The sequence below is a fragment of the Xenorhabdus sp. PR6a genome (genome assembly GCF_028599065.1).
In the GTDB taxonomy this organism is placed as follows: Bacteria; Pseudomonadota; Gammaproteobacteria; order Enterobacterales; family Enterobacteriaceae; genus Xenorhabdus; species Xenorhabdus doucetiae.
On record NZ_JAQRFJ010000004.1, the window covers coordinates 1 to 19,103 of the forward strand.

At 47.1% G+C, this 19,103-nt stretch carries 20 protein-coding genes and 1 pseudogene; 20 read left to right on the forward strand and 1 reads right to left on the reverse strand.

Annotation, left to right across the window (positions count from 1 at the left end):
- Positions 1–607 precede the first annotated feature (607 nt).
- The 20 genes from PSI15_RS01820 to PSI15_RS01915 all read left to right on the forward strand — a co-directional run bounded on the left by PSI15_RS01820 (position 608) and on the right by PSI15_RS01915 (position 18,669).
- The gene (locus PSI15_RS01820; protein ID WP_045972701.1) at positions 608–997 is read left to right on the forward strand and encodes a hypothetical protein; all 390 of its coding nucleotides are present in this window, start codon (positions 608–610) and stop codon (positions 995–997) included.
- A 112-nt stretch (positions 998–1,109) separates the two neighbouring features.
- A complete protein-coding gene (locus PSI15_RS01825) occupies positions 1,110–2,183 on the forward strand; it encodes a methyltransferase (protein WP_273582056.1) in 1,074 nt (357 codons plus the stop codon).
- Positions 2,184–2,196: 13 nt separating this feature from the next.
- Positions 2,197–2,916 (forward strand): beta-ketoacyl synthase chain length factor, encoded by a 720-nt coding sequence (locus PSI15_RS01830; RefSeq protein ID WP_273582057.1) that lies wholly within the window; start codon positions 2,197–2,199, stop codon positions 2,914–2,916.
- Position 2,917: 1 nt separating this feature from the next.
- Positions 2,918–3,724, forward strand: coding sequence for a lysophospholipid acyltransferase family protein (locus PSI15_RS01835; RefSeq protein WP_443256063.1), 807 nt, complete (start codon positions 2,918–2,920; stop codon positions 3,722–3,724).
- Positions 3,725–3,742: 18 nt separating this feature from the next.
- Positions 3,743–4,000 carry a phosphopantetheine-binding protein gene (locus tag PSI15_RS01840; RefSeq protein WP_273582139.1) on the forward strand — a complete coding sequence of 86 codons (258 nt, stop codon included), beginning with the start codon at positions 3,743–3,745 and terminating at the stop codon, positions 3,998–4,000.
- Positions 4,001–4,014: 14 nt separating this feature from the next.
- Positions 4,015–4,263 carry an acyl carrier protein gene (locus tag PSI15_RS01845; protein ID WP_071827286.1) on the forward strand — a complete coding sequence of 83 codons (249 nt, stop codon included), beginning with the start codon at positions 4,015–4,017 and terminating at the stop codon, positions 4,261–4,263.
- A 49-nt stretch (positions 4,264–4,312) separates the two neighbouring features.
- Complete coding sequence (locus PSI15_RS01850) at positions 4,313–4,876, forward strand: hypothetical protein (RefSeq protein WP_045972714.1); 564 nt, start codon at positions 4,313–4,315, stop codon at positions 4,874–4,876.
- Complete coding sequence (locus PSI15_RS01855) at positions 4,873–6,258, forward strand: AMP-binding protein (protein ID WP_273582058.1); 1,386 nt, start codon at positions 4,873–4,875, stop codon at positions 6,256–6,258. Before PSI15_RS01850 ends, PSI15_RS01855 begins: the two co-directional genes overlap by 4 nt.
- The gene (locus PSI15_RS01860) at positions 6,245–6,604 is read left to right on the forward strand and encodes an ApeI family dehydratase (RefSeq protein WP_273582059.1); all 360 of its coding nucleotides are present in this window, start codon (positions 6,245–6,247) and stop codon (positions 6,602–6,604) included. The genes PSI15_RS01855 and PSI15_RS01860 overlap by 14 nt, the downstream gene beginning before the upstream one ends.
- Complete coding sequence (locus PSI15_RS01865; RefSeq protein ID WP_273582060.1) at positions 6,595–8,310, forward strand: glycosyltransferase family 2 protein; 1,716 nt, start codon at positions 6,595–6,597, stop codon at positions 8,308–8,310. Before PSI15_RS01860 ends, PSI15_RS01865 begins: the two co-directional genes overlap by 10 nt.
- Positions 8,311–8,313: 3 nt before the next feature.
- Positions 8,314–8,736 (forward strand): acyl-CoA thioesterase, encoded by a 423-nt coding sequence (locus PSI15_RS01870; protein WP_273582061.1) that lies wholly within the window; start codon positions 8,314–8,316, stop codon positions 8,734–8,736.
- A 41-nt stretch (positions 8,737–8,777) separates the two neighbouring features.
- The gene (locus PSI15_RS01875) at positions 8,778–9,356 is read left to right on the forward strand and encodes a LolA family protein (protein WP_273582140.1); all 579 of its coding nucleotides are present in this window, start codon (positions 8,778–8,780) and stop codon (positions 9,354–9,356) included.
- The gene (locus PSI15_RS01880; protein ID WP_273582062.1) at positions 9,328–11,652 is read left to right on the forward strand and encodes an MMPL family transporter; all 2,325 of its coding nucleotides are present in this window, start codon (positions 9,328–9,330) and stop codon (positions 11,650–11,652) included. The genes PSI15_RS01875 and PSI15_RS01880 overlap by 29 nt, the downstream gene beginning before the upstream one ends.
- Positions 11,649–12,212 carry a DUF3261 domain-containing protein gene (locus PSI15_RS01885; RefSeq protein WP_273582063.1) on the forward strand — a complete coding sequence of 188 codons (564 nt, stop codon included), beginning with the start codon at positions 11,649–11,651 and terminating at the stop codon, positions 12,210–12,212. The genes PSI15_RS01880 and PSI15_RS01885 overlap by 4 nt, the downstream gene beginning before the upstream one ends.
- A gap of 3 nt (positions 12,213–12,215) precedes the next feature.
- Complete coding sequence (locus tag PSI15_RS01890; RefSeq protein WP_273582064.1) at positions 12,216–13,391, forward strand: beta-ketoacyl-[acyl-carrier-protein] synthase family protein; 1,176 nt, start codon at positions 12,216–12,218, stop codon at positions 13,389–13,391.
- Positions 13,391–13,870 (forward strand): hotdog family protein, encoded by a 480-nt coding sequence (locus PSI15_RS01895; protein WP_273582065.1) that lies wholly within the window; start codon positions 13,391–13,393, stop codon positions 13,868–13,870. Before PSI15_RS01890 ends, PSI15_RS01895 begins: the two co-directional genes overlap by 1 nt.
- Positions 13,867–14,598, forward strand: coding sequence for a 3-ketoacyl-ACP reductase FabG2 (locus PSI15_RS01900; RefSeq protein ID WP_273582141.1), 732 nt, complete (start codon positions 13,867–13,869; stop codon positions 14,596–14,598). The genes PSI15_RS01895 and PSI15_RS01900 overlap by 4 nt, the downstream gene beginning before the upstream one ends.
- A complete protein-coding gene (locus PSI15_RS01905) occupies positions 14,595–15,854 on the forward strand; it encodes a beta-ketoacyl-ACP synthase (protein WP_273582066.1) in 1,260 nt (419 codons plus the stop codon). Before PSI15_RS01900 ends, PSI15_RS01905 begins: the two co-directional genes overlap by 4 nt.
- Before the next feature lie 360 nt (positions 15,855–16,214).
- A complete protein-coding gene (locus PSI15_RS01910) occupies positions 16,215–17,384 on the forward strand; it encodes an MFS transporter (protein WP_273582067.1) in 1,170 nt (389 codons plus the stop codon).
- Between the two features lie 346 nt (positions 17,385–17,730).
- Positions 17,731–18,669 (forward strand): VirK/YbjX family protein, encoded by a 939-nt coding sequence (locus PSI15_RS01915; protein WP_273582068.1) that lies wholly within the window; start codon positions 17,731–17,733, stop codon positions 18,667–18,669.
- 36 nt (positions 18,670–18,705) lie between these two features.
- Here the strand turns inward: PSI15_RS01915 and PSI15_RS01920 are convergent.
- Positions 18,706–18,936 (reverse strand): annotated as a pseudogene (locus PSI15_RS01920) (GNAT family N-acetyltransferase); the annotation flags it as partial.
- Between the last annotated feature and the right edge of the window lie 167 nt (positions 18,937–19,103).

Here is a 19,103-nt window from a genome sequence, read left to right on the forward strand (position 1 = left end):
TAAAAAGTGATAATCCACTTTTCTATTGTTACCAAGCGATTAAGGTATCCTATGAATCGTTTTTAGGCTGTAGGATACCTATAGGATACCGTAGGCAAGTATTTTAGGTTATTTCTGGGTATTTATACAGTGATCGGATATTTTATAATTAGCTGAAAATTAACAATAAGTATAAATGAGTAGAAAGTTATACCCAGCCTCATAATCGCTTGGTCGCTGGTTCAAGTCCAGCAGGGGCCACCAGAATTATCAAGGGGTTGCATCAAAAGTGCGACCCCTTATTTTTTTCTAGGATACCTTCTGCTTCCCTAATCACCACTTGAATCCTCCTAATACCGGATTCAAGCATGAACCTGATTAATAACTAACGTTATCATTAATAAGCTTTTTATCACCCATATTACAAAATGTATATTCAGGCGATAAATAACGGCGGAAATTAATATTACCCGCCTAATTTCAAATCAGCAGAATAAATGGCTTTCGTCTTGCGAGCTGCAATTTGCAGTTTATAAGGTATAGCAGTATTGTAAGAATTTATTTAAACTATTTTGCGTAACATCACTATCTTACAATCTATCTCGTTTCATCTAATAAGAGAAAAATAATGAAAACTTCACATAAGCTATTAATCAGTCTGGCTTGCGTTGTCACGCTCGCGGGTTGTGCCCGTAACGTCCCCATATTAACTCCCCAAACCACTATCATGACCCAAAACTCCCTACCTTCCGTGAAAAAAGCGATTTTGGAAGCGGGTAAGAAACGTAAATGGATAATGGCAGAAGTCTCTCCCGGCGTTATTGATGGCTTCCTGAAAAATCGGGAACATGACGTCAAAATACGTATCAACTATACCGCCAAGACCTACTCTATCAATTATGTCAACAGCCATAACCTAAGAGAAAATAACGGAAAAATTCACCGTAACTATAACCGTTGGGTCAATAACTTGGATAGAGATATTCAGTTAAATTTGGCCCTACTGGCTAATCAATAAACATCCATGTTAAAGCCTATCCCGATAAATAAAACATCCTGACGTGGCGGGATAGGCTTTAGTTTGTCAATATACTTTCTGGCTATATGCTACCTATCGGATATATGGATATATGACCTCACCCTATAATTATGACAAAGATGAACTCAGTGCACTTGAGGCGATTACAGAGGCTCAACGCATTGCTTTTGCCCCTATGCTATTTCAAACTGCAATTGGGCTACGCGATTGCGGGATTCTATCTTTTTTGGATAAAAACCATAAAAATGGTGCAACCAAAGATGAGATTTGCAGAAATTCCGAGTTAGACAGCTACGGTGTGGGTATTTTGCTGGATATGGGATTGAGTGGAAGAATAATCATTCAACAAGGCGACCATTATTTCATCAGCAAGATCGGGCATTATTTGCTACATGACAAGATGACCCGCGTCAATATGGATTTCACTCAAGACGTTTGTTATCAAGGGCTATTTCACCTGAAAGAGTCTCTTTTGAAAAAGAAGCCTGCCGGACTAAAAGTGTTCGGTGAGTGGCCAACGATTTATCCTGCCCTAAGCCAATTACCTGAACCTGCAAAAACAAGTTGGTTTTCATTTGACCATTTTTATTCTGACGCTGCCTTTAGTGCAGCGTTGAAAACCGTTTTTTCCATGAATCCTAAAGTGATCTATGATGTCGGTGGCAATACCGGAAAATGGGCATTGCGCTGTTGCCAATATGACAGTAAAGTCAGCGTCACTATTCTGGATTTACCCCAGCAAATAAAATTGGCTGAAGAAAATATACGCTGTCAGGGTATGGCTGATCGTATTTTTGGTTATCCTGTTGACATGTTATCGGATAACAATTTACCTACAGAAGCAGATATTTGGTGGATGAGCCAATTCCTGGATTGTTTTTCTGACACACAAATTATAGGCATTTTACGCAAGATCTCCGCAGCCATGAAACCTGATGCACGAATTTGCATCATGGAACTGTTTTGGGATTGCCAGCCTTTTGAAGCAGCAGCTTATAGCCTCAATGCGACCTCGCTTTATTTTACTTGTATGGCAAATGGTAATAGTCGTTTTTACGGCATTGATGATTTTACCCAATTCCTTAATAAGGCTGGATTGGTAATAGAAAACCAAATTGATCAGTTAGGACTGGGTCATACATTACTGATCTGCAAGAAGCAGTAACGAATGGTATTTTATGAAATTGACATTGGATATTACAGACTGGCAAGCCATCGCCCCAGGGCTTTCTCTTACTGAAGAGTGGAAAGAATGGTCTGCGACATTACCCGCCACGATTGATAAATCACGGCCATTAGAAAAATGTGCCCAATTACCGATGATGACAGCCCGCCGTTTAAGCTCCGGCAGTCGTCTTGCCGTGGACTGTGGTTTAAGCATCCTGCGTCGCAACCAAGTCGATGCCATTGTCTATACCAGTCGCCATGGCGAGTTGGAGCGCAATTACCAGATACTGCAAAATCTGGCGCAACAAGAGAGTGTTTCGCCAACCAATTTTGCCATGTCAGTTCATAACTCCTCTGTCGGAAATTTAACCATTGTCGCTAAAGCGCCTCTGGTTTCCTCTTCCGTTTCAGCAGGTATTGACAGTTTCCAGCAAGGGTTGTTTGAAGCCTTGACATTGCTCCATGCAGGTCATCATAAGGTCTTATTTGTCGATTTTGAGGGTGAACTCCCCCGCTTTTATCACAATGTCATCGATGCCAATACCTCAACCTATCCATTTGCGGTAGCTCTGCTGTTGGCACAAGGCTCTGGGTTGAGCTGTACAAAACAGTCCTCCATAGAAACCGAACCCAGTCTTCCTCAAAGCCTCCAGTTTCTTCATGGCTGGTTACGAGGTGAACAAAGTTTCATTGTCTCAGGGGATCATTGTCAGTGGAACTGGAGCCGATAAGATGATGAAAAGGATTTCAGCCAATATTATTTCAGCCAATATTACTGGGCGCATTAACTGGCTCTGGCGTCTGCTCATGACCGGATTTTGTTTTGCCCTGTTTGGTATAGGTGGGTTACTACTCTCCCTGATTTGGTTTAATTTATTGCTGATTTTTCAACGCAATGAAGACAAGCGTTGCCATCTTGCACGTCATAGCATTTCATTCAGTTTTCGTCTGTTCCTCTTTCTGACCCGAAAATTAGGTGTACTGGATTACCATTTCAGGGGATTGGATAAACTCCGTGTGGATAAAGGTTGTTTGATTGTTGCTAATCACCCAACCTTGCTGGATTACGTTATTCTGGCATCGAAACTGCCCGATGTGGATTGTATCGTAAAAGCAGCATTGCTGCGTAACCCTTTTGTCAGCGGCGCAATCCGTTCAGCACGTTACCTGATCAACCGTGATGCAGAAACTTTGCTGCCTGTCTGCCGCGAGCGACTGGTTTCCGGTCACAATATCCTGATTTTTCCAGAAGGCACGCGCACAACGCCCGGCCATCCCATTTCACTGCAACGAGGTGCCGCCAATATCGCCGTGCGATGTGAGTGCGATTTACGGATCATCCATATTACTTGCAGCCAAAAGATGCTGGATAAAAAAAGCAAGTGGTATCAAATCCCACCGAAAAAACCCGTTTATACGATTACTATTGGTGATCAACTCACCAATGCAGATTTTGCGGTTGATACAGAAAACGGGCACGCCGTCGCTGCCCGCCAACTCAATCGCCAGCTTACTCAATTACTAACACCGTCAAACTAATAGATATCGGATACGATGATGCAAGAGTTATATATTGAAATAAAACAATTGATTATAGACACCCTGAATCTGGAAGATCTTACCCCTGCGGAGATTGAGACCGATGCCCCCCTGTTTGGTGACGGCTTAGGCTTAGATTCAATCGATGCTCTGGAGCTGGGGCTGGCAGTAAAAAATTGCTATGGCATCGTACTCTCCTCTGAAAGCGAAGAGATGCGTCAACACTTCACTTCTGTCGCTACACTGGCCGCTTACATCCAATCACAGCAAGCATAAGAGCAGGTGCCATCATGGAAAAACAAAAGATTTTTCAGGAAGTTTCTCAGTTATTGGTTCAGTTATTTGAACTGTCTGCCGAAGATATTACGCCTGAATCACGACTCTATGAAGATCTGGAACTCGATAGTATTGATGCTGTTGATATGGTTGTCCATTTACAGAAGAAAACCGGACGCAAAATCAAACCGGAAGCATTCAAGTCTGTCCGTACCGTACAGGATGTCGTGGATGCGGTAGAACAGTTGTTGAAAGAACAATAATCAGCCATAAACCATCAGCAAAACAAACAGCAAACATTTGGGTAGTTAATTGAAGTTATTGATTTTATTGCTCCGCATTGCCAATACCGTCATGTTAATCGCCTGGCCTTTCTTGGTCTTCGCGATGGTTAACTACGGTCAATTTCATGCCATGTTAATTGTCATTATTCTGTTTTTTGTTTTGCGACTATGGTTAAGCAAACATCAGACTCACAATCAGCCGAAAACCGGCTGGATATTGCCCATAGCAGGGATAATCTTGGGGCTGGCCAGTTTATTCCTGCGCAATCATCAACTTCTTATGTACTATCCCGTGGTTGTTAATGCTGTTCTGCTGATCCTGTTTAGCAGCTCTTTGCGTTATGGGCCACCTGTCATTGAAAGGATGGCGCGGATCAAAGAGCCTGATTTACCCCCAGAAGGCGTTATCTATACACGTAAAGTGACTTACCTCTGGTGCCTGTTCTTTATGTTCAATGGCACAGTCGCACTTGGAACTTGCCTGTATAGCGATATGACGTTGTGGACGTTGTGGAACGGAATAGTGAGTTACCTATTAATTGGGTTGCTCATTTCCATTGAATGGCTGGTACGCCAACGGGTAAAAAAATGATAAAAGCACGATCAATCTCCCAATGGCTATCGGAAGACAATTGCCCCAACAGGCGAGTCAGTTGGGGGGATCATACGATCGATCATACTATCAGCCTGAATAAACTTCGGCAGGATGTCACCGCGTTATATCTACGCCTGCAAAACCTGCACGCAGCTTCCCGCTGGGCCTTGTGTTTTAATGACAGCTATGACTTCTGTGTCGCGCTGCTGGCAACATTACATGCGGGTAAGATCCCGGTGATTCCGGGTCATTGCCGCGAAGCGCAATTGCAGGAACAACAACCGCTGTTTGATGGTGTATTGACGGATCTGCCGCTGACCTTGTCCTGCCCTTGCTGGCAGGTCACATCCTCTAATCCAGAGAGTGATGCGACAGAAAAAGCCCCAGCTAACATCATATTGCCAGCTATACCGCCTGATGCCACTTTAGTGATGTTCACGTCTGGTTCAACGGGCGTTCCTCAACAAATCCTTAAATCCGTGGCAGCCATGGATCTTGAATCCCAATGGCTGGCTGCTCTGTGGGGCGATAAGCTGCAATCCTGCGTTGTCAGATCCTCGGTCAGCCACCAGCATTTGTATGGTTTGACTTTCCGCATCTGGTTGCCCATGTCACTGGGGTTACCATTTGATCGCAAAATGGTGGAATTTCCCGAACAACTGACCCATAGCCCGCGCTGTGCCCTGATCAGTAGCCCCGCCTTTCTGCAACGGCTTGATGACAAACTTCCCGCCCCGGATTGCACTTTTGTCGTCTCGGCGGGTGGACCTTTGCATTTTGCCTATGCACAACGAGCAACGCGGTGGCTCAATACGCCTCCTCATGAAATTTATGGCTGTACCGAAACGGGCATCATGGCCTGGCGAAGCCGTAAAACGGACAACGCGATCTGGACGACATTTGCAGGTGTTTCATTTCAGGAGGATGCCCAAAAGCGTGTACGTGTTTCTTCGCCTCTACTGCCTGATCCCGCTGGCCTGACACTGGACGATCAGTTGGTCTTCGATGACCAAGGGAATTTTGCCTTATTGGGGCGTCGGGACCGTCTGGTGAAAATTGAAGAAAAGCGCATTTCCCTGTCAGAAATCGAACGCCGCCTGTGTGAAGTTTCTGGGATCACCGACGCTGCTGTATTGCCGATTAATCGGGGTAAACGCAATCACATTGGGGCGGTCGTCGTGTTAGAGCATGAAACCTACCAACATTATCAGCAGCAAGGCATTCGCGAGCTGGCAAAAGCGTGGCGTCACCAGTTAAAGCCTTGGCTGGAACCTGTCGCATTACCGCGTTATTGGCGAGTCGTCGAAACCATCCCCTTGAATGCCCAAAGCAAGCGCTCATGGCCTGCATTACAGGAGCTATTTAATGAAACCCATTGAAATTCACCGCGAGCAACCTGCTCAACATGAAGCCATGATACAACTGTATTTAGACCCCGCTTTGGATTGGTTCCGGGGGCATTTTCCCGTGCAACCCCTTCTGCCGGGCGTAGCTCAAATCGATTGGGTCATGCACTATGCCCAAACCTTGCTGGCACCGGGCTGGTCTTTTTCTTCGATTGAAATGGTGAAATTCCAGTTTCCCCTGCAACCCGGTAACACACTGTTATTGAAAATCAACTGGGATGAAAAAAAACACCTGCTGACCTTCCATTATGACCTGGCTCCCCAAAATGGCAGCGAAGGCCAGACTGCAAGCCAAGGAAAGATAAAGTTATGTCGTTGAGCGTGAATACAATTACGCCCTGCGTGGTGATTCCTTGTTATAACCACGGCAAAACCCTGCCTGCGGTATTGGAAAGGTTATCCCCTTATCATCTCCACTGTTTTATCGTGGATGATGGCAGTGAGCCAGAAACTCAACATCGCCTTGAAGATTTAGCAAAATCCACGCCTGATGTCACACTTATCCGCCTTGAACATAATCAGGGTAAAGGGGGAGCCGTCATGGCAGGAATGCAGGCAGCCGCGGATTTAGGGTATGGCCATGCTTTACAAGTTGATGCCGATGGCCAGCATTGTCTTGAAGATATTCCCCTGTTTTTGGCAAAGGCACAGCAGTATCCCGATCACTTAATTTCCGGCAACCCGAAATATGATGTTTCCGTGCCCAAATCCCGCCTTTATGGACGCTATATCACCCATTTTTGGGTTTGGATAGAAACGCTTTCTTTCTCTCTCAAAGACAGTATGTGTGGTTTTCGTGTTTATCCCTTGGCTCCTACGCTGCAACTGTTGGCGAATAAAGAGGTTGGCCGTCGCATGGATTTTGATATCGAGATCATGGTGCGGCTCTATTGGCAGGGAACAGAAAGTCAATTTGTGCCGACAAAAGTCACTTATCCTGAAAATGGCCTGTCTCATTTCGATGCCTTGAAAGATAACCTCAGTATCTCATGGATGCACACTCGCCTGTTTTTCGGCATGTTGCCACGCATTCCTTCATTATTATGGCGCAAGAAATTAGGGCGTAATCACCGTCATTGGTCAGATATTCAGGAACGCAAGGGGTTGACCGGCATGAAGTTCATGCTGGCAGTTTATCGATGGTTCGGACGCAAGCCCTTTGAGTGTCTGCTTTACCCTGTTGTTGGCTATTTCTGGGCAACCGGTGGATCACAGCGGCTGGCATCTCGTCAATACCTTGAACGGCTGAAACAGACCTTGCAGCACAAGGGCATCGCTATCCCAAAACACCTTAATAGTTATCGCCACTATCTGCGTTTTGGCAGAGCCATGCTGGATAAAATCGCAAGCTGGCGGGGGGACTTAATATGGGGAGAAAATATTTCGTTTGCACAGGGAGCAGAACAAACGCTTTTAGATGGCGATGCAAGCGGGAAACTGTTGTTGGTTTCACATTTGGGGGATATCGAAGTCTGCCGGGCACTGGCTCAACGAGCGGGTAAACAGACGATCAATGCACTGGTTTTTACTGAACATGCTCAACGGTTCAAACAGATCATTGAAGAAGTCTCACCACAGGCGGGGATCAATTTATTGCCGGTAACGGATGTCGGGGCTGATACCGCCATCCTGTTGAAAGAAAAAATTGATGCCGGCGAATGGGTAGCCATTGTCGGTGATCGGGTTGCCGTTAATCTTTCGCGAGCCAACACCCAGCGCGTTGTATGGAGTCAATTTCTCGGTCATCCGGCGCCCTTTCCGCAAGGGCCGTTTATCCTCGCTTCGGTGTTGCGTTGCCCGGTGCTGTTGATGTTCGCTCTCCGGCAAAATAACAAATTCAAAATTTATTGTGAGCACTTTGCCAATCCGCTGGAACTGCCACGTCAACAAAGAGAACAGGCGTTGCAGCAAGCGGTGGATCGCTACGCTTCCCGATTGGAACATTATGCCCTGCAATCCCCGCTTGATTGGTTTAATTTTTTCGATTTTTGGCAATTGCCATCTGCCCGGACAAATAAGGAATAAAAAATGCTGACTGACCCTCGTTTTACTGCTGAGGTTGAATTAACTGTGCCATTTCATGATGCTGATCCCATGGGCGTGGTGTGGCATGGAAATTACTTCCGCTATTTCGAAATTGCCCGCGAAGCCCTGATGAACCAGGTCAATTATGGTTATCGAGAAATGAGTGAATCCGGCTATGTTTGGCCGGTCGTTGACGCCAAAATCAAATACCGTGCCTCAGTGTTCTTTGAACAAAAAATACGTATCAGAGCCACCATTGAAGAGTTTGAGAATCGCCTAAAAATTGCTTATCAGGTTTTTGATGCCGCAAGCGGAGAAAAAACAACCACAGGCTATACCATTCAGGTCGCTGTTTCTAAAGAAACACGGGAAATGAGCTTTGTCAGCCCAGACATGCTATTTGAACGCCTGGGGGTCAAACCGTGAAAAAATGGCGCTGGATACTGCTGTTTCTGACAGCCTGTTTTATGACCATCAATAACGTGGCACAGGCCATTACCCTTGAGGCATTACAACAACGGTTTGCTCACCAGCCTGTCGTACGAGCACATTTCACACAAGTGCGACACATCCAAGGTATGCCTCAACCCCTGACTTCCAACGGTGAAATGCTGGTTTCACAATATAAAGGGCTATGGTGGCATCAGCAAAAACCGTTCCCATTGACATTGGTACTGGATGATAACCGTATGGTGCAGGTGATGTCGGGGCAAACACCACAAATCATCACCGCCGATTCCAATCCACAACTGTTTCAGTTCAACCATTTGATGCGGGCACTGTTTCAGGCCGATCGCGCTGTACTGGAGGAAAATTTCAACATCGAATTCAATGACTTCGGGCAGGAAAAATGGCGCCTGGTACTGACACCCAAAACGTCTCCCCTGGATAAACTGTTCACGGCGATTACGCTGAACGGTCAGGCTAACCTTGATGCTATTTTACTGACGGATCGCCAAGGTGATCGTACCGAGCTTGCTTTTACCCAACACCAATTAACGCCAGAGACGCTGAGTCATGAAGAAGAGCAACGCTTCACATTCTGAGCCACGTCTGCTGGCACTATTCTGGCTGCTAATATGCGCTATCTTGATGGTATTAATGGCAGTCCTGTTGCCCCAATCCCGTCTTTCCACCAGTGTACTGGCATTATTACCGGCACAAAGTGCGGGAAACATGCCACCCGCCTTGCAAGAAGAGTTCATGCAACGTCTTGATCGCCAATTGGTGTGGATGGTGAGTCCGGGGAAAAAAGAGGATAGCGCGCCCGCCCAATATTGGCTGACGCATTTGCAAAAAGCACCGTTTCTGACCCATGTCAAAGGGCCAATGACGGCAGAACAGCAACAGGCATGGGGGCGTTTTTACTATGAACACCGTAATGCGATGCTCGATCCTGCTACCCGTGCCAGACTGGCAGATGACGGCCATCAGCAAGCAAACTGGGTTTTGTCTCAGGTTTATTCTGCATTTTCCGGCGTCAGCGGGCAGGAGCTGAATAATGATCCCTTGATGCTGGTCAGAGGCTCACAACTGGCACTGCAACAGACATCCAGCCAATTGCGGCTCCAGAACGGCTGGTTAGTGGCCAAAGATCAAGCCGGAAGAAGCTGGTATTTACTTCACGGAGAGTTAAAAAACGCGTCCTTTGATATGCAGCAAGGGCATCACGCTGTCACTGAATTGAATAAGTTGCAGCAAGCGCTGAAAGCCCAATTCCCTGACGCCGAAGTGATTTCACGGGGAACCCTGTTTTACAGTGATTACGCGACCCAGCAGGCAAAACACGATATTTCAACCTTGGGCAGCGCCACCGTGCTGGGTGTCTTACTACTTATCTACGGGGTTTTTCGCTCCCTGAAACCATTGTTGCTGTGTGTGCTATCCATCAGTATTGGCGCGCTGGCAGGCACGGTGGTGACGTTGGGGATCTTTGGCGAACTTCATTTCATGACGCTGGTGATGAGTCTCAGTATCATCGGTATTTCCGCGGACTACGCCATTTACTATCTCACCGAACGCATGGTACATGGTCAGGAAGTGACGCCGTGGCAGAGTATGCGGAAGGTTTTGCCAGCCTTATTGATGGCATTGGTAACCACCGTCATTGCCTATCTCATCATGATGTTTGCCCCCTTCCCCGGCTTACGCCAGTTGGCGGTGTTCGCGGCGGCGGGTTTGACCGCTTCCTGCCTGACCGTCGTCTGTTGGTATCCCCGACTGGCTAAAACCCTGCCAGTGCGCCCTGTCCCCGCCATGATCATATTACTGCGTTGGCTGGTGTTATGGCGGCACAACCGGCGGTTTTATATCGGCCTGCCTGCCGTGCTGGCGATTTTTGCACTACTGGGCATGTTCCGTTTGCAAGTCAATGATGACATTGCCCAATTACAGGCGCTGCCACAGGATATCCATCAACAGGAAAAACGCATTGCTGCACTCACCGGACAACGAAGCGATCAAAAATGGTTCGTTATTTACGGCGATGACGCAGAAAAAACGTTGCAACGACTGGAATCCTTTATTCCTGAATTAGAGGCAGAAAAACAGCAAGGCCATATTAGCCATTATCAACGCTTCCCGCTCTCTTCTGTTGTTCAGCAAAACAGAGATCTTGAGCTGATCAAAGCCGCTACCCCCAATGTCATGGCTTGCCTGACAGAAGCCGGGCTGGCAATCAAGCAGCCGGATCTCCACCCCATGACCGTCACGCCAAATGACTGGCTCAACAGTGTGGTCAGTGAAGGCTGGCGTTTGATGTGGATAACCCTGCCAAATGGTCACAGTGGCGTCCTGCTGCCTGTTAACGGCGTTAAAAACAGTGTCCTGATGCGCCAGTTGGCAGAAAAACAGCAAGGCGTCAGTTGGGTTGATCGCAAGCTGGCTTTCGATGAGATGTTTCAATTTTACCGAACCCTGCTTGGCGGGTTGCTGGCAGCTTCTATTGTACTGATCGCCATCAGTTACCTCGTGCGACTCGGCTTGCGTCGCGGAACCATCAGTTTATTGCCGTCCCTGCTATCCCTTGGCTGTGGGCTGGCGGTGCTCGGTTTCAGTGGTCATAGCCTGAACTTATTTTCCATATTGGCTCTGGTTCTGGTGCTTGGTATTGGCATCAACTACAGCCTGTTTTTCAGCAATCCCCGTGGTACGCCGCTGACTTCACTCCTGGCGATCAGCGTGGCAATGTGTACAACATTGCTCACACTGGGCATGTTGATCTTCAGTAGCACCCAGGCCATCAGTAGCTTTGGCATTGTGTTATGCAGCGGGATCTTTACCGCTTTCCTGCTATCCCCACTGGCCATGCCTGAGCGCCAAAAAAGGAAAAAGCAATCATGATACGGTTATTCATCCTGTCCCTGACCTGCCTGCTGGCGGCTTGTACACACTCTCCGCAAGAGGGCACCCCCAGTGCGTGGCTGAAACCGGGTGTACGGGTTTCATTGCCGGAACCGACAATAACGCCGGTGATTAATGAACAGCAACTGTTAACCGCTACCGTAAAAGGCAAACAACAATCGTTGATTGTGCTGCTTAACGCCAATGAACAACACCTGTCGCTGGCCGGACTCTCTTCACTGGGTATCCGGTTGTTCAAATTGGATTACGACAAACAGGGTATTCATACCGAACAGTCCCTTGTCGTGCCGGAACTTCCTCCCGCCAATCAAGTTTTGGCCGATATTATGCTCAGTTATTGGCCTGTTTCGGCTTGGCAGAGTCGGCTACCCGATGGCTGGACACTTAGGGACAGTGATAATCTCCGCCAGCTACATGACAAAAATGGGAAATTGATCGCAGAAATTCATTATGATGCCCCAAATGGCAAACGACGCCCGACTCGCGTCCAGCAATTCATTTTTGGTTATGACATCGCCATTCAGCATTTGGAAGAGTAAAACATGATTTATATTTCTGCCGTAGGTATGCTCAATGCCTTGGGCGATAACGTGGATGACATTGCGCAGAATCTCGTGCTCGGTCAAGCCCCCGGCATGTATGAGCGCTCTGGCTGGTTACAACCTGACAAAACCTGCTGTCTGGGAGGCGTTGACGCTGAATTGCCCGCCATGCCTGACATGCTGTCTGAACACAACAGCCGCAATAATCGGTTGTTACTGGCTGCCTTGATGCAAATAAAACCACAAGTGGACGAAGCCATCGCCCGTCATGGTCGGGAGCGCATCGCCGTGATCATGGGCACCAGTACATCTGGCCTTGATGAGGGTGATCAACATGTCAGCCGCACGGTCTACCAGCAATCACATGGGTCTTACCACGATTACCACTACTACCAGCAGGAATTGGGTGATCCTTCCCGCTTCCTTGCCCGTTACCTTGCTATTGAGGGGCCTGCATTTACCCTCTCTACCGCCTGTTCATCCAGTTCACGGGCGATTATCAGCGGTCAACGCCTGATTGAAATGGGTCTGGTGGATGCCGCCATTGTGGGGGGGGCGGACACATTAAGCCGGATGCCAATCAATGGCTTCGATAGCCTTGAATCCCTGTCCCCAACCTTGTGTGAACCCTTTTGTCAGGATCGCCAAGGCATCACCATCGGAGAAGCCTCCACCTTGCTGCTACTAACGCGAGAACCTCAACCGATAGCCTTACTTGGTGTGGGAGAATCCAGTGACGCATGGCATATGTCAGCCCCGCATCCTGAAGGGAGAGGAGCCATTGCAGCGATCAATATGGCCTTGAAAAAGGCCGGGATCTCGCCGGCAGAGATAGGTTATATCAACCTGCACGGAACCGGCACAAAATTGAATGACCAGATGGAGTCGATCGTCATCAATCAGATTTTTGGTGAAAATACCCCATGCAGTTCGACCAAGTATTTAACCGGTCATACTCTGGGAGCCGCAGGTGCCTGTGAAGCTGGGCTTTGCTGGTTACTGCTGACACGTCACTTACCGCTGCCTGCCCAGGATTTTACCCGCTCAGGCATTGATATCGCCCTGCCGGCTTGTGGTTTGCTGACCCAATCACAACCACTGGAAAAACCGATTGTCATGTCAAATTCTTTTGCCTTTGGTGGAAACAATACCAGCCTGATATTGGGAGTGGCTTAATGCCTGACTATTTACCCGTGGATCGTTATCTTCCCCATGAAGCACCGATGGTGTTACTGGAACACGTGATCAACGTATCCGACAACCATGTTCATTGTCAGGTCACCGTCAGCCAAGACGGTGTGCTATCCCCCTTTCTCAATCAGGATGGTCACCTGCCGGGTTGGTTTGCCATTGAAATGATGGCTCAGGCCATTGGTGTCTGGTCCGGCTGGCACCGAAAAGCAAGAAAAGAAGCAGATTCCGCATTAGGCATGTTACTGGGCGGACGTGCAGTACGCTGCCAAGTGCCTGCTTTCACACAAGGCAGCGTACTGGATATTCAGATGAATTTATTACTGCAAGATGAAAAATTTGGCAGTTTTGAAGGTGAAATCAGTTGTTATGGCACTGTACTGGTGACAGGCCGCCTGAACACCTACCAACCTAACAAAACAGAACTCATACAATTAATAAATAAACAGGATGGAGTAGCATAATGCGTTCAGTTCTCGTGACCGGTGCCAGCAAAGGGATAGGCAGGGCGATTGCCTGCCGACTGGCGGAGGAGGGTTTTACGGTCGTCGTGCATTATCACCGCGATACCAAAGGCGCGAAAGAGACACTGGAACACATTCAGTCAAACGGAGGCAGTGGCCGTATACTGAATTTTGATGTTTCAGATCGCGCCACCTGCCGTGCAATGCTGGAAAAAGACATCGAAACCCACGGTGCTTACTATGGCATCGTCTGCAATGCTGGGATCGCCAGAGATGGGGCTTTCCCAGCTCTGGAAGGCGATGACTGGGATAGTGTCATTCATACCAATTTAGATGGCTTCTACAATGTTATCCATCCCTGCATCATGCCGATGATCGGCCTGCGTCAGGGAGGGCGTATCATCACGTTATCCTCCGTATCGGGTTTGATGGGCAACCGTGGACAAGTCAATTACAGCGCCGCTAAAGCCGGTATTATCGGGGCAACAAAAGCGCTGGCCATCGAATTAGCGAAAAGAAAAATCACGGTGAACTGTATTGCCCCCGGCCTGATTGGGACAGATATGATTCAAATGGAAGAAGCCGCGTTGAAAGAAGCGATGAATATGATCCCAATGAAACGCATGGGACAAGTGGATGAAGTGGCGGGTCTTGCCAGTTATTTGATGTCTGATATTGCGGGATATGTCACTCGTCAGGTCATCTCAATCAACGGAGGGATGCTATGAGCCATAATGCGACATTCCATCAGGAAAGGCCCCGCAGGGTAGTGATTACCGGCATGGGTGGCATTACCGCATTGGGACAGGATTGGCTATCGGTTTCCGCGGGATTGAAAGCGGGGATCAACGCCGTTCAACAGATGCCGGCATGGGCTGAATATGACGGGCTAAACACCCATCTCGGCGCACCCGTCACGGATTTTATTTTACCCGAACACTATACCCGCAAGCGCATTCGCTCCATGGGACGGGTTTCCCTGATGTCAACACGCGCCACAGAGCTGGCCCTGGAGATGGCAGGTTTGCTTGGTGATCCCATACTGACCAACGGAGAAACCGGCATTGCCTATGGCTCTTCGACAGGCAGTACCAAGCCCGTCAGCGAATTTGCAACCATGCTGACGGAAAAGCACACCAATAACATTACGGGCACGACTTATGTGCAGATGATGCCGCATACCACTGCCGTTAACACCGGCCTGTTCTTTGGCCTGCGTGGCCGGGTGATCCCCACCTCAAGTGCTTGCACATCCGGTAGCCAGGCGATTGGTTATGCGTGGGAAGCTATCCGTCATGGCTATCAAACCGTCATGGTGGCAGGCGGAGCCGAAGAATTGTGTCCATCCGAAGCAGCCGTGTTTGATACGCTATTCGCCACCAGCCAGAAAAATGCAGCCCCCAAAACCACACCGTCTCCGTTTGATGTTCATCGCGACGGGTTGGTGATTGGTGAAGGTGCGGGGACATTGATCCTCGAAGAACTGGAACACGCCAAAGCGCGGGGTGCCAAAATTTATGGTGAAATCATCGGATTTGCCACTAACTGTGACGCTTCCCATATCACCCAGCCAAAATCCGAAACGATGCAAATATGCATTGAAATGGCGCTGAAATCCGCGGGCTTACAGCCAGCCGATATCGGTTACATCAGTGCCCACGGTACTGCCACCGATCGGGGGGATGTGGCAGAGAGCCACGCCACCGCCAATATTTTTGGCAACCAAACACCTATCTCTTCACTGAAAAGCTATTTCGGCCATACCCTGGGAGCTTGTGGCGCCCTTGAGGCATGGTTAAGCCTGGAAATGATGAATGCAGGCTGGTTTGCCCCGACTATCAATCTCAACCAGATTGATCCCGCTTGTGGTGAGTTAGATTATATTATCCACCAGCCTCGTAACATCCAAACCGAGTTTATCCAAAGCAATAACTTTGCTTTTGGTGGGATCAATACTTCGATTGTGATCCGGCGTTGGGCTTAGTTTTAGTGCGTTAAGACCGCTGACAAAGCACCGGTTCAAAATCGGCGCTTTGTCAGGCTTATTATCCATTTTGGTAGCGACATGAGCCTCCAAACCATTTGTCGAAACCTCATCGTCATCGTTCCTTTATATTCCCTTTTTCCATAAATCTTTTCACTCATGAGTATCAGTTTTTCTCGTTGTATCTCTTTGTAAGAAAGGGCTATAGTCCGCACCACTCAAGGTTATTGAGTCACTGACCTACTGCTTAAATCACCAAGATATATGCCAGTCCTGGCCTATATCATGACCGCCATTCGGCAAGATCTTGATGAGAAGCAGCGCATATCTGGTTAATTTTTTTATGTGGAGACGACAGTAGTGAAACTGCTGCGCAACAATGACAGTGCATTTGTACCTGTCGCTGGCTTAACTGTTTTTGCCATTGCTTCTGGTTACCTCATGAGCTTAATTCCTTTGTCGATGGCAAGTTTCCGCATTGATACCGCTTATGCCAGTTGGTTAGCCAGTGCTTATTATGTCGGTTTACTGATAGGTTCTATGATGATTGAGCCTGTTATTGCCAAGATAGGTCACCGTCTGTCATTTATTGTTTTTTTATTGCTTTTATCAGTGACCGTTATTGCATTGCCGTTTTTTCCCAATAAAGAAATTTGGTTACTGGTGCGGTGTATGGCTGGCGTGGCGGTTGCCGGCGTTTTTGTCGTGGTCGAATCTTGGTTGTTGATTGGCGATAATCCCAAAGAACGCGCCAAACGCCTGAGCTTTTATATGACTTCTCTTTACGGTGGAACAACTTTAGGCCAGTTATTGATTGGGCCTGTCGGCACTCAGGGGATGATCCCTTTTATGGTGATTTCGGCACTGCTGTTTGTCGCTATTTTACCGCCATTATTCGTGCATCATGGGCAGCCTCCTGCACTCCGTCATCAAAGTATGTCGCTGAGAAAAATCACCGCATTCAGTAAACCGGCGATCGTTGGCTGCATGACGTCGGGTATTGTTATGGGCACTATCTATGGTCTGATGCCTTTATCACTCAGCCAAAGTCATTTCAGTACTGATCAAGTGGGTGTCTTGATGGCAGCCATTATTCTGGGCGGAATGGTGATACAACCGATTATCAGCAAGCTGTCCGTCATCATGAGCAAAATATTCCTATTGGCAATGGTCTCATTACTGGGTGTCTTCGCCATAGGAATCATGTATCTCTTTGAACATTATATTGTCATGATCGTGGCACTGGCTCTTTTGGGGATGTCGTCCTTTGCGTTGTACCCCATTGCTATCACCCTGGCTTGTGACAAGCTGGCTGCGTCCTATATTGTCGCGGCAAGCCAGGTCATGTTGCTAAGTTACAGTATCGGTTCCGCCATGGGCCCGCTGGTAGCCGGGCATTTTATGCTACAACATTACTTTAAAGTTCAGCACAATGGATTGATGAGTTTCTTTTTTATTGTCTTATTGGCAACTGCGCTTTATATGCTGCTGGCGAGCTTGCAGCGCAAAGGCCGTGTATTGGCAAGTTAGCTACGAAGTCATATTAAAAGAGTTTGTATGAAGCTTGCCCCCCAATCTTCACCCATCCAGTAACAACGCAAGTACACTTTGAAAACCTCAGAATATTAAGTTCTGTGGTTTTCTTAATAATGAATAGCGAAACTATTTAAAAACTATTTAAAAACTATTTAGTAAAAATGATAATAATAAAATTTAATGCGTGTGAAAAATAAATAAAATTAAACTAATGGAATGTTTTGTAAACATCCGATTAGAACTGGGTAAATCAATGATATAATGGATCCCTTGACATACCCGTTACCTTTCAAGTAGCAGCTTTGCTGTCTTGTTTTTATTTTATTGAGCTTAAGCATTAATGAATCATTTACAACCACCTACTTCTTCAGGAATGAAGTTATTTGCTGATCTTATCGGAAAACGTGTAACTCCCGGTGAACACTGGCACTCTTCCAGCAATCGCACCAAATTTGCCCTGCGCAGTCTCCTGACCCCCGTTTCTACCTTGAAACTGTTGAATGGCCTTGCCAGAACGCCTCGCTATTTGGATATCTTGAAAAAACAACCCAGTTTGCCTTGCAAATTACATCGCCCATACTTAAGCATTAATTTCAAGCGCAAGCAGATCGTTGGTGCCCTGAATGAGCACTATCAATTATTATTCAAACAATTAGAACCTACTGTTATTAGTCGGATCTTTGATATTCAGGCTTATTTACTAGCAACCCTTCAAGGGAAAAATGAAACATTTCTGATATATCTTGATTCGCTGGACAATCTGAATAAAGAAGGTGAACTCTCTTTATATATTACCACGGCGGAAAATGTCATTCTGGCCAAATGTGCATTTACGTTATTAACGATTGATGGCAAACAAACACTCTTTATCGGTGTACTGCAAGGGCCAGCAAAAGGAGATAATGCGCTAGAGATTATCCGCCATGCGACGAAAGAGTGTTATGGGTTATTTCCCAAGCGCCTGTTGATTGAGGCAATTTGTCGTTTTGCCGAGCATATGCATTGCGAGCAGATCTTAGCGGTCAGTAACGAAACGCATATCTACCGTAGCATTCGTTATTGGCATAAAAAGAAAAATCAGATGGTAGCCGATTATAACGCTTTCTGGGAATCGCTAAGCGGCGTCAGAAAGGAAAATAATGATTTCCATTTGCCATCATTCATAGAAAGAAAATCTTTGGATGATATCCCCAGTAAAAAACGCGCCGAATATCGCCGCCGCTATCAATTACTGGGTGATCTGGAAAACAATATTAAGGCCTCCCTTTCCGCCGCCTGATTTCCAGCCAAACAAAAAAGAAGACCCATCGGGTACTCAACGTGGCTTCGTCGTTAACCATATAAGATGCGTTTTAATGGCGGGCCATTCATTAAGGAGGATGCTATAAACACAAGTATCCCTTATCGAACCCTCTTTGCCGCGCAAGTGATGACGCAAAATACCGTCCAGTTTAGCGCCCAATCGTTCAATCGCTTTGCGGCTTTGGTGATTTAAAAAATGGGTACGCAGTTCCACCGCAACGCATTCCAATTCTTCAAACGCATGTTAAAACTTAATTCCGTCACTTTTATTTAGCATCATGGAAGAAGGGATTTACATAAAAATAACAATCCTGAAAGCAATCATCAATAAGTGACCGTTCTATCCTCAATAGATCTTCCATTAAGGTGTCATTGATGCGTTATTCCATGACATTTGTCACAATCAATTAA